12 protein-coding genes are annotated in these 13479 nt (G+C 70.8%); 3 read left to right on the top strand and 9 right to left on the bottom strand.

The window, feature by feature from the left end; genetic code table 11:
* Positions 1-276: 276 nt before the first annotated feature.
* The gene (locus tag G6O68_RS23590; protein ID WP_165251115.1) at positions 277-3216 is read left to right on the top strand and encodes an ATP-binding protein; all 2940 of its coding nucleotides are present in this window, start codon (positions 277-279) and stop codon (positions 3214-3216) included.
* 34 nt (positions 3217-3250) lie between these two features.
* Here the strand turns inward: G6O68_RS23590 and G6O68_RS23585 are convergent, their stop codons facing one another.
* From G6O68_RS23585 to G6O68_RS23570, 4 genes are all read right to left on the bottom strand, one after another.
* Positions 3251-3523 (bottom strand): hypothetical protein, encoded by a 273-nt coding sequence (locus G6O68_RS23585; protein ID WP_165251114.1) that lies wholly within the window; start codon positions 3521-3523, stop codon positions 3251-3253.
* Positions 3524-3679: 156 nt separating this feature from the next.
* Entirely contained in the window at positions 3680-5032 is a 1353-nt protein-coding gene (locus G6O68_RS23580; RefSeq protein ID WP_240911478.1) for an NAD(P)/FAD-dependent oxidoreductase, read from the bottom strand.
* A gap of 146 nt (positions 5033-5178) precedes the next feature.
* On the bottom strand, positions 5179-5742 hold the full coding sequence (locus G6O68_RS23575) for a YqgE/AlgH family protein (protein ID WP_165251113.1): 564 nt from the start codon (positions 5740-5742) through the stop codon (positions 5179-5181).
* An 89-nt stretch (positions 5743-5831) separates the two neighbouring features.
* On the bottom strand, positions 5832-6860 hold the full coding sequence (locus G6O68_RS23570) for a GMP reductase (protein WP_165251112.1): 1029 nt from the start codon (positions 6858-6860) through the stop codon (positions 5832-5834).
* A gap of 255 nt (positions 6861-7115) precedes the next feature.
* Here G6O68_RS23570 and def point away from each other — a divergent pair, with 255 nt between their 5' ends.
* Entirely contained in the window at positions 7116-7646 is a 531-nt protein-coding gene (def, locus tag G6O68_RS23565) for a peptide deformylase (RefSeq protein WP_165251111.1), read from the top strand.
* A gap of 38 nt (positions 7647-7684) precedes the next feature.
* On the opposite strand, the gene G6O68_RS23560 is transcribed toward def, so the two are convergent.
* From G6O68_RS23560 to G6O68_RS23550, 3 genes are all read right to left on the bottom strand, one after another.
* A complete protein-coding gene (locus G6O68_RS23560; RefSeq protein ID WP_165251110.1) occupies positions 7685-8026 on the bottom strand; it encodes a cupin domain-containing protein in 342 nt (113 codons plus the stop codon).
* Between the two features lie 54 nt (positions 8027-8080).
* Entirely contained in the window at positions 8081-10390 is a 2310-nt protein-coding gene (locus G6O68_RS23555; RefSeq protein WP_165251109.1) for a nitric-oxide reductase large subunit, read from the bottom strand.
* A gap of 90 nt (positions 10391-10480) precedes the next feature.
* Complete coding sequence (locus G6O68_RS23550; RefSeq protein WP_165251108.1) at positions 10481-10921, bottom strand: group III truncated hemoglobin; 441 nt, start codon at positions 10919-10921, stop codon at positions 10481-10483.
* A 164-nt stretch (positions 10922-11085) separates the two neighbouring features.
* Here G6O68_RS23550 and G6O68_RS23545 point away from each other — a divergent pair, with 164 nt between their 5' ends.
* Positions 11086-11586 (top strand): RrF2 family transcriptional regulator, encoded by a 501-nt coding sequence (locus G6O68_RS23545; RefSeq protein WP_165251107.1) that lies wholly within the window; start codon positions 11086-11088, stop codon positions 11584-11586.
* 317 nt (positions 11587-11903) lie between these two features.
* On the opposite strand, the gene G6O68_RS23540 is transcribed toward G6O68_RS23545, so the two are convergent.
* Together G6O68_RS23540 and G6O68_RS23535 are read right to left on the bottom strand one after the other, a co-directional pair.
* A complete protein-coding gene (locus G6O68_RS23540; protein ID WP_165251106.1) occupies positions 11904-12632 on the bottom strand; it encodes a tetratricopeptide repeat protein in 729 nt (242 codons plus the stop codon).
* Positions 12633-12749: 117 nt separating this feature from the next.
* Positions 12750-13478, bottom strand: a complete 729-nt coding sequence (locus tag G6O68_RS23535; protein WP_165251105.1) for a DUF72 domain-containing protein — start codon at positions 13476-13478, stop codon at positions 12750-12752.
* Between the last annotated feature and the right edge of the window lies 1 nt (position 13479).

Here is a 13479-nt window from a genome sequence, read left to right as displayed (position 1 = left end):
ACTAACGGCTTAGGGCATCCCGTAAACGAAAACTCGATTGAACGTGCGGCGAGGTGGACAGGGGCTGGAAGAACGCCGGCCGGGGGTCGGACGGATCAAGTGGGGTAAGCTGACATAATGGATGCCTCCGTGTCGTGGCGTCGTCTTTGCTCCCTCGCGGACGCTGATCGCCCGTCTCCCTTTCCCCAGCATGACGGGGACCTGGAAGTCCAGGGCCCACGCCGGCGCGGCCGAAGATTCTGGCGGATCGGCCCCCTTCTGAGGAGGCAGACCCCCATGCCCCCCTCGGGTCCCGGCGGTGTCGGGACCAAGGGTCGGGCGTCGGCGAGGCGTCGGTACGCCGGGGGCCTGGCGCTGGGGGTGGCGGGGATCGGGCTGCGGCAGGCCCTGGCCCCGGCGCTCGGCGCCGAATTCCCGCTGCTGACCTTCTTCCCGCCGGTGATCGCCGCCTCGTGGCTGGGGGGCTTCGGCCCGGCCGTGCTGGCGCTGGGGGTGACCCTGGCCGGCGGTGCCTGGGCGATGATCCCGGCGGGAGGGGCGGTCGGGCCGTCGCTGGGCCTGGGGATCTACGCCCTGACGGCGGGCGGGCTCGCGTACTGCGGGGACCGGCTGAGGGCGAGGCTGGGGACCGCGGAGGCCGAGCGATCGGCCGCGACGGCCCGGCTGGCGGAGCTGGAGGAGCATCGCCGGGCCGACCGCGAGTCCGAGGCCCGGCTGCGTCGCGAGCAGGAGGCGCTGCGGGAGACCTCCGCGGCGCAGGCCAGGCGGCTGGAAGACCTGCTGGGTGAGGTCCGGGAGAAGAACGCCTTCATGACGGCGATCCTCCGGCAGGCCCCCTCGGGCATCGTCGTGGCGGAGGCCGGCACGGCCCGGCTGCTGCTGAGCAACGACGAGGCCGAGCGGATCGTCCGCGGCGATATGCAGCCCGGACTCCAGCTCGACGGCCGGAAGCACCCCGGCGAACTGGTCGGCCTCCGCCCCGACGGCACCCGTTACGAGCCCGACGAATGGCCGATGAGTCGGTCGCTGTTCCGGGGCGAGGTGGTGAGGGACGAGGAGATCGAGCTGGCCTTCGCCGACGGCCTGCGCCGGCGGATCAGCATCAACTCGGGCCCCGCCCTCGACGACCGCGGCCGCGTGATCGCCGCCGTCGCCGCCTTCGACGACGTGACCGAGCGCCGCGCCGCCGAGGCCGACCTCGCCGAGAGCGAGCGGCGGTTCCGCCAGCTGGCCGAGGCCATCCCCCAGATGGTCTACATCACCCGGCCCGACGACTCGATCGCCTACCTGAACCGCCGCTGGTTCGAGTACACCGGCGCGTCGGGCGACCACCTGGAGGTCCGCGACGCCTGGCTGGCTTCCATCCATCCCGAGGACGTCCCCCGCGTGAGGGCCGCCCGGATCCGGTCCAAGGAGGCGGGCGAGCCGACCGAGCTGGAGTATCGCATCAAGGGCGCGTCGGGCGCCTACCGATGGTTCCTGGGGCGGTCGATGTGGATCCGCGACGATCGCGGCGAGCTGCTCTACCGCTTCGGCACCATCACCGACATCGACGGCCGCAAGCGTTCCGAGCAGGCGGCGCGGTTCCTGGCCGACGCCGGGGCCCGGCTGGCGGCGGTGGCCGACGCCGAGACCACCCTCCGCGAGATCGCCGGCCTGGCCGTCCCCTTCTTCGCCGACTGGTGCGCGGTCGACGTCCTCGACGAAGGCGGGGGCCTGCGCCGGGTCGCCGTGGCCCACGACTCGCCCGACGCCGCCGAGGTGATCGAGACCGTCTCGCACCGCTATCGGCTGCGGGAGGACATGCCCCAGGGCCTGTTCGAGGTCGTCGCCTCGCGGCGGCCGACCCTCATCCCCGAGGTCGCCGAGGAGCACCTGCGGTCCGGGGCCCGCGACGACGAGCACCTGGCGGCGCTCCGCGCGTTCAACCCCCGGTCGTACCTCTGCGTGCCGCTGGCGGGCCGCGAGGGGGTCCTGGGCGCGCTCTCGTTCGTCGCCACGACGTCGGGACGCCGCTACGACCAGGCCGACCTGGAGCTGGCCGTCGACCTCGCCGGCCGCGCCGCGATCGCCCTGGAGAACGGCCGGCTGTACGACCGGCTCCGCGAGGCCGACCGCCGCAAGGACGACTTCCTCGCCACCCTGGCGCACGAGCTGCGCAACCCGATGGCCCCGATCCGCAACTCGGTCCAGATCCTCCGCAAGATGGGCGGGGCCGACCCCGACTCCCAGTGGGCGGGCGAGGTGATCGAGCGCCAGGTCGGCCACCTGTCCCGGCTGATCGACGACCTGCTGGACGTCTCGCGGATCACGCGCGCCAAGCTGGAGCTGAAGGCCGAGCGGATCGACCTGGCGGCCGCGGTGGGCGACGCCGTGGAGATCACCCGGCCGATCGTCGACCGCGAGGGCCACGAGCTTCGCCTGGAGCTCCCCGCCGAGCCGTTGCCGATCCACGGCGACCGGACCCGGCTGGCCCAGGTGGTCGCCAACCTGCTGGACAACGCCTCCAAGTTCTCCGAGCGCGGGGCCCGGATCGACCTCCGGGTCGCCCGCCGCGGCGGCCAGGTCGAGGTCCGGGTGGAGGATCGCGGGGCGGGCATCCCCCCGGAGCAGCTCCCCCGCGTCTTCGAGATGTTCGCCCAGGTCACGCCCATCCTCCAGCGGCCCAAGGGGGGCCTGGGGATCGGCCTCGCCCTGGTCAAGGGGATCGTCGAGCTGCACGGCGGCTCCGTCGAGGCCCGCAGCGCCGGGCCCGGCCGGGGGAGTGAGTTCGTCGTACGCCTCCCGCTCGCCCGCGACGAGGGCCAGGGAGGCGAAACCGGGGCCGAGGCCGAAGCGGCCGGGGATCGGTCGAAGCCCCGGGTGCTGATCGTCGACGACGGCGAGGACGTGGCGGCCACCCTGGGCCGCGTGCTGACGCTCGAGGGCTGCGAGGTCCACCTCGCCCGCGACGGCGTCGGGGCGCTCGCCATGGCCGGCGCCCTCCGGCCCGACTACGCCGTGCTCGACATCGGCCTGCCCGGCATGGACGGGTATCAGGTCGCCCGGGCCATCCGCGACCAGCCCTGGGGCCGCGACCTCACCCTGATCGCCGTCACCGGCTGGGGACGCAACAACGACCGCAACCGCTCGCGCGAGGCCGGCTTCGACCACCACCTCGTCAAGCCGGTCGACCCCTCGGCCCTCGCCCGGCTCATCGCCCGCCCCGCCTCCTGATTCGATCGTCGGAGGGGCGCGGGCGCAAGGCCGCTCAGGCGTCCGAGCGGACCCGGGACGCCTGATGCTCGCGGCGGGTGGCTTCCAGGTCGAACCGCAGGGCCGCCAGCTCCAGGCGGTAGCGTTCGAGGCCTTCCTTGGCGATCGTCAGGACGCGCGAGCGGAACATCGCCTGTTCCACCACGTCGTCCATCAACGGCTCCAGCTCGGCCCTCGCGTCGGGGGGCAAGGCCAGGATCCGGTCCCGGAGGGAAGTCAGCTCGGGGGGGACGCCCGCCCGCATCGGTTCAGGATTCGTCGCGTTCATCGGTGCCGCTCCCAGGTGGTGTCGACCCAAATCTAACACGCGAACCTGGGTAAAGACGACCGATCGCGCCGGATTTCCGGCCTCGCGAAACCTGAACGGCCGCACGATCGCCACGACCCGCCCCGACGGATCGCCGGGGCGGGTCGGCGGGGGGCCTCAGCCGTGGATCGCCTCGGCCTCGGTCGTGGAGGGGAGCCGTTTCTCGGTCAATCCCTGGACCAACGGGCCCTCGGCGCGGCCGGTGATGAGCCGCGCGCCGCGATCGTAGCTCAGGTAGGACCAGGCCCACTGGATGATGACCAGCAGCTTGTTGCGGAAGCCGATCAGGAACAGGACGTGGACGAACATCCAGAGCAGCCAGGCGACGAAGCCGGAGATGTTCCAGCGGCCGATCTGGGCCACCGCCGCCCCTCGGCCGATGGTCGCCATCGAGCCCTTGTCGACGTATTTGAACGGACGGGTCGGCTCGCCCTTGAGCGCCAGCAGGATGTTTCGGGCGGCGTGCTTGCCCATCTGGGAGGCGGCGGGGGCGACGCCCGGGATCGCCTTGCCGTCCTGCTCCAGGTGGGCCAGGTCGCCGATGACGTAGATCTCGGGATGACCCGGAACGGTCAGGTCGGGCTCGATCATCACCCGACCGGCGCGGTCGAGCGGGACGCCCAGCGAGCGTCCCAGCGGCGAGGCCGCCACGCCGGCCGCCCAGAGGACCGTCCGCGACGCGATCCGCTCGTCGCCGATCGCCACGCCCTCGGCGTCGATCTCCGTCACGATCGCGCCGGTGCGGACCTCCACGCCCAGCCCCTGCAACTGCCGCAAGGCGCTCTCCGAAAGCTTGGTCGAGTAGGGCGGCAGCACGCGGGGCGAGCCTTCCACCAGGATCACCCGGGCCGTGGCCGGGTCGATGTGGGCGAAGTCCTTCGCCAGGGTCATCCGGGCGACCTCGCGGAGCGTGCCCGCCAGCTCCACGCCGGTCGGCCCGCCGCCGACCACCACGAACGTCAGCCATTCGCGGCGGACGGCCTCGTCGGTCTCGCGCTCGGCGATCTCGAACGCCAGGAGCATCCGCCGGCGGATCTCCAGGGCGTCCTCGACCGACTTCAACCCCGGCGCATGCTCCTCCCACTCGGGATGCCCGAAGTACGAGTGCGTCGCGCCGGCGGCCAGGACCAGGACGTCATACGGCGTCTCGCCGTCGGCCAGGGTCACCACCCGGCGGTCGACGTCGATCCCCGTCACGTCCGCCAGCAGGATCTCGGTATTCTTCTGGCCCCGGACGATCCGCCGGATCGGCGCGGCGATGTCGCTGGGGTTCAGCGAGGCCGTCGCCACCTGATACAACAAAGGTTGGAACAGGTGATGATTCTGTCGATCGATCACCGACACGCACGCCGGGGCCTTCTTCAGCCCCTGGATCACGGCCAGGCCGGCGAACCCCGCGCCGATCACCACGACCCGCCGCGGGCAGTCGCCCCAAATCCGTTGGTCCGCTTCTCCGTCCCAAATCGACACGTTCTCGGGTCTCCTCGACGATTACGACGCGCCTCCTCCCTGGCCGGGCGCGTCGCCTTGCCTCCTTTTCATCATAGGGCTTCGCCGAGGATCCTGCAGGCTCAGATCCGTGCGAATCTTACAGACCGAACGGAAATTTTCTTCACTTAGTTCAAACTGGGGTCTCTGGGTAATTCAGCTAGCCCCAGAATGTCCTGAAGGATGGAGGCGCGGAGGTCGCGCATGGTGGTCCACCAGAGGTCCTGGTCGAGCCCGCCGAAGATCCGGCGGGTGTCGGCGGGGGCCACGACCCAGACGTCGTCGCGCAGCTCCTGTTCGAGCTGGCCCGGGGCCCAGCCGGAGAAATTGGCGACGACCAGCGACGGCTCGATCTCCTGGGTGATCAGGTGCTGCGACTTGGCGGCGTCGAGCGCCACGTAGACGCCCGAGGCGACCTCCAGGTCGGCCAGCTTGGCGCGGGTGTGCAGCACGAGCAGCGGGCCGGCGACCGGCCCCCCCAGGTGGAGCGGCTTCTCCCAGGCGAAGTCCTCGTCGAACAGCTTGCCCGCCAGGTCGGCCATCGTGGCGCTGGTGGGCAGGTTGAGGATGACCCCCTTGGCCCCGTCCTCCTCGGTGTGCTCCAGCACCAGGACCACCGACCGGGCGAAGAGCGACGACTGGACCTGGGGCGAAGCGATCAGCAGTTGTCCCTTGAGCGATTGGTGATTCATGCGACGCCCCGGCGTTGAAGATCGTGGGATGCGTTCCTCTCCGTTCTACGCCCCTCCTCGCAAAAGGGTTCATCCGTCCACTCCGGAATCTAGGCGAACATGCTGCCGTGGGGACGCTGGCAGAGGACGAACGTGGTGCACTTGGACAGGTCCTTCAGCCGCGTCGCGCCGACGTAGGCGCAGGCGCTGCGGATGCCGCCGGCGACCTCCTGCATGGTGTCGAGGACGGGCCCCTTGTAGGGCACGGAGACCGCCCGGCCCTCGCAGGCGCGGTAGTCCCGCCGGCCGCCGGCGTACTTGTCCAGGGCCTCGCGGCTGGACATCCCGTAGAACTCCAGGGCGACCCGACGGCCGTCCTCCTCGACCCAGGTCCCCTCGCATTCGTCGTGCCCGGCCAGCATCCCGCCGAGCATCACGAAGTCGGCCCCGGCGGCGAACGCCTTGACCACGTCGCCCGGGTATCGGCAGCCGCCGTCGGCGCAGACGTGCCCGCGGAGGCCGTGGGCGGCGTCGGCGCACTCGATGATCGCCGAGAGCTGCGGGTAGCCCACGCCCGTGGTCCGCCGGGTCGTGCAGACGCTCCCCGGCCCGATCCCGATCTTCACGATGTCGGCCGCGCCGGAGATGAGCAGCTCCTGGACCATGTCGGGCGTGGCGACGTTCCCGGCCATGACGACCAGCTCGGGGAACGCGTCGCGGATCCGCTTCACGCGCTCGACGAAGTACTTGGTGTAGCCGTTCGCCGCGTCGACGCACACCATGCGGACGTCGGCCTTCTTCTTCACGGCCGCCAGCTTGTCGTACTCGTCGTCCTGGAGCCCGACGGTGAAGAAGGCCGAGTCTGCGCGCCCCTCCTCGCCGAAGAAGTCGACGAGCGCCTCCTCGGGATAATGCTTGTGCAGGCAGGTGAGCATCGGCGGCCCGAGCGCCCGGGCCATCGCGAACGTCCCGACGGTGTCCATGTTGGCCGCCACGATCGGCACGCCCCGCCACGTCCCGCCGTTGAGGAACCGATATTCCCGCGCCAGCTCCACCGACGCCCGGCTCGGGGCCTCGGAACGCTTGGGTCGGATCAGCACGTCGTCGAAATCCAGCTTCGGGTCGTTGTCGATGCGCATGGGGTTCTCCGGCCTCGATCTCATGCCGTCGTGATGAAGGAAGCGAATGACGCGCCGAAGCCGATGCGGCCCCCCGTTTTCCAAGCCCACTCGCCTTGTGCCGGCCGTCGCCCTGGGCCATCATCGGTTGGATCGGCGCGAAGAGGCTATTCCTTCCCCCCTGGCGGGGGAAGGCCGTTTCCAGCCGTCGCCCTCCCGTCTCGTCCGCCTTGATGATGCCCCTGATCGACCGCGAGATGCCCCGAGGACCCGCCCATGCCCGTGCTCAGGCAGATCGCGCAGCTGGGACACCCCGTGCTCCGGACGCCGGCCGAGGCGGTCGCGTTCCCGCTCTCGGCCGAGGTCCGCGCGCTGATCGACGACATGCTGGCGACGATGCGCGAGGCCGACGGCGTGGGGATCGCCGCGCCCCAGGTTTACGAGTCGCTGCAGATCTTCCTCGTCGCGCCGAGGCCGAATCCGCGCTACCCGGACGCGGTCGAGGAGCCGCCGATCGTCGTCGTCAACCCGGAGATCGTCGAGCGCTCGGACGAGTTGGTGAAGGGCTGGGAAGGCTGCCTGAGCATCCCCAGCCTGCGGGGCGAGGTCCCCCGGCATCGCCGGATCGTCGCGAGATATCGGGACGCGGAGGGGGCGGTCGTCGTCCGCGAGTTCGAGGACTTCGTCGCCCGGATCTTCCAGCACGAGGACGACCACCTGCGCGGGCTGGTCTTCCTCGACCGCCTGGAGAGCCCCCGCGACCTGGTCGCCGAGCGCGAGTACCGCAGGCGGCTCGCGCCCGGCTGATCGATCGGCGTCGATCGCGACGGCTCGGCGGGGCTCGGTCAGGACCCGGCCGGGGCCGCCAGCTTGGTGACCAGGACCACCGAGTCCTCGGTCGCGACGAGGGCGTGGGGCTCGCGCGCGGCCAGGTGCAACAGGTGGCCGGCGGGCAGGTCGTGCTCGACGCCGCCGGCCCGGAAGGCGACCCGGCCGGCGAGGCAATGCACGGTGATCGGCCCCGGCGCGTGGTGCTCGGGGACCTCGGCCCCCTGCGACAGCGTCAGCCGCTTCAGCTCGAACGCGTCCGTCTTCGCCAGGGTGTCCACCTTCCGCCCGCCCGACGGGGCCGAGGCCCCGCCCAGCAGGTCGACCACCGCCACGTATTGATCAGGATTCGCCGACATGGTGACCTCGTTTCCGATGGATGGGAAAGGTTGCGCCAGACGACCCGGCCCGCCTCAGCGCGAGGCCGTCGCCTCGGCCGGGTAGTGCCGGGCCACGGCGTCGGGCCCGGACTCCAGCGACCAGCCCCCCTTGAGCCCCAGGACGAACCAGCCCAGGGCCACGATCCCGACGGCGAAGATCGTGTCGCCGACCACGCGCATCCAGCGCAGGGCGTGCATGGTGGGCGTCTGCATGAACTCGGACGAGCGGGCGTACCACATGCCGTGCTCGACGCTCGCCCAGGTCTGCAACAGCCCCAGCGGCAGCAGGCTGAGGAGGACCATCAAGGCCAGGCCGATGTTGATCGACCAGAAGGCGAACGACAGCACGCCCGTCTTCCAGACCTGCCGGACGGTCAATCCCTTGAGGCAGAACAGGGCCAGCCCGATCCCGAGCATGCCGTAGACCCCGAACAGGGCGGTGTGGCCGTGCACGGCCGTCGTGTTCAGCCCCTGCATGTAGTATAGGGCGATCGGCGGGTTGATGAAAAAGCCGAACAGGCCGGCCCCCACCAGATTCCAGAATGCGACCGACACGAAGAAGAGGATCGGCATCCGGTACGCCTCGACCCACGGCCGCGCCCGGCTCAGCGACAGGTTCTCATAGGCCTCGAAGCCGATCAGGACCAGCGGCACGACCTCCAACGCGCTGAAGACCGCCCCCAGGGCCGTCACCACCGTCGGCGTGCCGGTGAAGTACAGGTGGTGGAAGGTCCCGATGATCCCGCCCGAGAGGAAGATGGTCGTCGAGAAGAGCACCGCCGCCGCCGCGGTCGCCGTCCGCAGCAGGCCCATCCGCGTGAACAGGAAGGCGATGACCACCGTCGCGAAGACCTCGAAGAAGCCCTCGACCCACAGGTGGACGACCCACCAACGCCAGTACTCGGCGATCGCCAGGTTCGTGTGCCGGTGCCACATCAGGCCCGGCGTGTAGAAGATGGGGATCGCCGCCGAGGCCAGCAGGAACAGCCCCAGCAGGTGCCGGTTCGTCTCCGGGCGACGGAAGGCCGGCGCGATGGCGCGGATCATCAGCCCCAGCCACAAAAACAGCCCGATCGTCAGGAAGATCTGCCAGAAGCGGCCCAGGTCGACGTACTCGTAACCCTGGTGCCCGAACCAGAAGTTGGCGACGTTCCCCAGCCGCTGCTGGACGCCGAGCCACTGGCCGAACATCGAGCCCACGATGATGATCACCACGCAGACGAACAGGAAGTCCACCCCCAGCTTCTGGAACCGGGGCTCATGCCCCGAGACCGCCGGCGCGATGAACAGGCCCGTCGCAAGCCACGCCGTGGCGATCCAGAAGATGCCGAGCTGCGTGTGCCAGGTCCGCACCACGCTGTACGGCAGCCACTGCGCCAGCGGGATGCCGTAGAAGCCCGAGCCCTCCACCCCGTAGTGCGCCGTCACCGCCCCCAGCCCCACCTGCACCACCGCCAGGGCGATGACCGCGTAGAAGTACTTGAGCGTCCCGCGCATCGAAGGGGTCGGGTTCAGGGCCAGCAGCGGGTCCCCCTCCGGATACTCGTGGTGATGATGGTGGTGATCGTGCTCCTCGCGGCCGCGCTGGACGGCGAAGATCCACGTCAACGCGCCGACGCCCGCAAGCAGGCAGACGAAGCTGATCACCGACCAGACGACGATCTGGCCCGACGGCCGGTTCTCGATCAGCTCCTCGGCCGGCCAGTTGTTCGTGTAGGTGATCGCCGAGCCCGGCCGCTCGGTGGAGCAGGCCCACGAGGCCCAGAAGAAGAAGGCCGCGATCTGCGCCCGTCGCTCGGGCGTCTTGATCGAGTCGGCCGGGATCGCGTAGGCGTCGCGAAGCTCGTGGAGGTCCGGGTCGGTCCCGAAGAGCGCGTCGTAGTGCGACGCGACAGCCGCCATCGCCTCGGCCCGGATGGGCGAGACCGTCAGGTCGCCGGTCGACGGCTCGTACGTGTTGAGGCGGATCTCCCGCTTGAGCCGCTCTCGCAGCGCCGCGCGGCTCTCGGCGTCAAGCTCCACATACCTCGCCGCCCCCTTCTCGGGCGCCCAGCGGTCGAGGATCCAGGTCAGCTCGCGGTGCAGATAGTCGGCCGTCCAGTCGGGCGCGACGTACGCGCCGTGGCCCCAGACCGAGCCCACCTCCTGGCCCCCCATCGACTGCCAGACGTTCTGCCCCTCCTTCACGTCCTCGCCGGTGAACAGGACCTTCCCGTCCGTCGTCACGACCCGATCCGGGATCGGCGGGGCCATCCGGTAAAGCTCGGTCCCGAAGTAGATCAGGACCACGAACGAGCCCACGATCACCGTGGTCAAGCCCAGCCACAACCTGCCGTAGCGCATGATCGCTCCCTTCTTCGTTCGCTCGGCGCGCGGAGGGGCCTCGGCCCCGACCGCTCCGCGCGGGTCTCCGAAGGGCGGCGTCCCCGATGCTCAGCGCGCGGCCGGGGCCTCGGCCCCGCCCAGTTCAAGAACCTTCGTCATCGCCTCGCGGATGTGAAGCGCGCGGCCCAGGAACGCCGCGGCCTCGTCGGGAGGGCAGACGTCCCGGGTCGTGGCGTCGAACAGCTCGATCCAGCGGTCGAAATGGCCGCCGGAAAGCCCGTCGATCGCCCGATGGAGCGGCAGCGGACGGCCCCGGTAGCGGCCCGTCCCGCGCATCACGGCCGACCAAAAATCGACCATCCGCGCCAGGTGACCGTCCCATTCGGCGATCCGATCTGCAAAAATCGGCCCCAGCAGGGAGTCGGCCCGGGCGCGGCGGTAGAACTCCTCGACCACCTCGCGGACCCTCGCCTCGGTCGGGCCGACGTCGGCCTCCCGGGGCGGCCCCGCCACTCGGGCATCAAGCCCGTTCCGGTCTGAAGGCGTCACGGCCCGTCCTCCCGGAAGCTCCCGGCCGCCCCCGATCGACGCCCGGCGTCGCACGGTTCGGACCGCCGGGCTTTTAAACTGCATTCCGAATGCATATTATTGAGGCCGTCGGCCCCTGTCAATCGGGCGGCGGGATGGGACGCGGAACGGAGCGGCGGACGACGATGCACTTGACGCAGTTCTCGGACTACGCGATGCGGACGGTGCTCTACCTGGCCAGCCGGGGCGACGGCGACCGCCTGGCGTCGGTCGAGGAGATCAGCCGCGCGTATCGGATCTCGCGCCATCACCTGGTCCGGGTGGCCCAGACGTTGACTGAGCTGGGGATCGTCACGGCCCAGCGGGGGCGCGGGGGGGGCCTGAAGCTGGCGAAGGCCCCCTCGGAGGTCAACGTCGGCTGGCTGGTGCGCCGCACCGAGCCCAACTTCCACATCGTGGAATGCTTCCGCCCCGAGACCAACACCTGCCCCATCGCCTCGGCCTGCGGCCTCAAGGGCGCCCTCATCCGGGCGCGCGAGGCGTTCCTCGCCGTCCTCGACGAGTACACGCTGGAGCAGTTCCTCACCACCAGGTCCGAGATGGTCGCCCTGTTCGACGCGGCGTTGAAAGCCGAGCCGCCGACGCCGACGGAGCCTGAGGCGGAATCGAAGCCGGAGGCCGACTGAGGGCGTCGGGGCAGCCCTCTTCCCTTCCCCCCTGGCGGGGGAAGGTGGCCCGCAGGGCCGGATGAGGGGGACCATCAAGGCGGATTAGGCGAGGGGCCGACGGCTTTTCGAGGCGCCCCCTCATCCGGCCTTCGGCCACCTTCTCCCACCAGGGGGGAAGGACGATCGGCGAAGGTCAGCTCGCCCGATCCTCCACCGGCTATCGTGCTCGTCTCCCCCCTCATCCGGCCCTGCGGGCCACCTTCCCCCGCGAGGGGGGAAGGACCTTGAGATATCAGGGAATCTCGATACGCAGGCGCGAGGTCGGTTCGCGGCGTTCAGCAGCCCTCGGCCTCGTCGCCCGTCTTGCGGCGGCAGGCGGAGCCGCGCGCGGCGTCGCCGGCGGCGAGGAAGATGGTGGTCATCCGCCGCAGGCAGCAGCGGCACGAGACGCGGTCGAGGTCCACGCCCCGGAGCAGCTCGTACGCCTCCTCGCGACGGCCGGCGTGGTCGAGCAGCGTCGCCAGCGAGATCCGGTACAGGTCCACGTCCGGGGCCAGCTCGCACGCCCTCGCGACGAACGGCAGCGCGGCCTCGGGGGGACGGCCCAGGCGGCGGACGTAGAACGCCGCGCCGAAGTGGGCCTCGGCGTGATCGGGGAGGCGGCGGATCAGCTCCAGGCAGACGTCGAGCGCCAGGCCGAACTCCCCCAGGTAGCCCAGCCCGGCGGCTATGGCCGGCAGCAGCCTGTCCGGGGATCGCTCGTCGGTCGCCAGCTCCCGGTAGACCTCCAGCGCCGGGCCGGTGTGGCCGGTCCTCGCCAGCGTCTCGGCCAGGATGCAGCTCGTCGAGGGGTCGAACGGCACCAGCACCTGCGCCGTCTCCAGGGCGTCCCGCGCGCCCGTGAAATCCCCGGCGCGATGCCGCAGGAGCCCCACGAAACGCCAGAGCAGCCCGTTCTCCCCCTCCAACGCCAGAGCCTGCTCCGCCAGGTCCCCCGCCTCGTCCAGCTCGCCCGCCCCCGCCAGCTCGAAGCAACGCTTCAGGATGTCCCCGCCCTGACTCATGGATGCCATCCCCCTGATCGCGGCGACTCGCTCGTTTGCAATTGAGATTCAGTCTCAACTGACTGCACCATGATCCGCTTTTCCGGGGTCGCTGTCAAGCGGCGGGCGGGCGCGAGTTCATTCGGCGACGAGTTCGCGGAGGCGGAGGGCGTTGCGGACGGCGTGGCCCTGGCCGTCGTTGTTGAAGTAGGCGTAGACGTCGCGGCCCTGGGCGCGCCACTCGCCGAGGCGGTCGGCCCACCAGCGGAGGTCGTCCTCGGGGTAGGAGCCGGCGTAGAGCTGGTGCGGGTCGGGGCCGTGGAGGCGGACGTAGACGAACGGGGCCGTCGCCCGGAGGATGCACGCCAGCCCGGCCCCGCTGGTGACGCAGTACGCCGCCTTGTGGCGTTCGAGGACGGCGAAGGTCTCCTCCACGTCCCAGGTCGGGTGCCGGAACTCGATCGCCGCCAGCCGGCCCGAGGGGAGCACGCCTAGGAAGCGGTCGAGCCGGTCGAGGTCGCGCGGGAAGTGGGGAGGGAGCTGGAAGAGGAGCGGGCCGCGCTTCGCGCCCAGGCGTTCCAGGCCGGCCTCCATCCGGTCGAGCCAGGGGACCGGGTCGTTGAGCTTGCGGAACTGGGTCAGCCCGCGCGAGGCCTTGACGGTGGTCACGAAGCCTTCGGGCAGGCGCTCGCACCAGGTGGCGAACACCTCGTCCCTCGGCCATCGATAGAACGTGTTGTTGACCTCGACGGTGCGGAACCGTCGCGCGTAGGCGTCGAGCCGCTCCAGGCTGGTCGCCTTGCGGGGGTAGAGCACGTCGACCCAGTGATCGTAACTCCAGCCCGAGGTGCCGACGAGGACGGACATG

The organism is Paludisphaera soli (genome assembly GCF_011064595.1).
In the GTDB taxonomy this organism is placed as follows: domain Bacteria; phylum Planctomycetota; class Planctomycetia; order Isosphaerales; family Isosphaeraceae; genus Paludisphaera; species Paludisphaera soli.
This window is presented reverse-complemented; position numbering and strand designations above follow the sequence as displayed.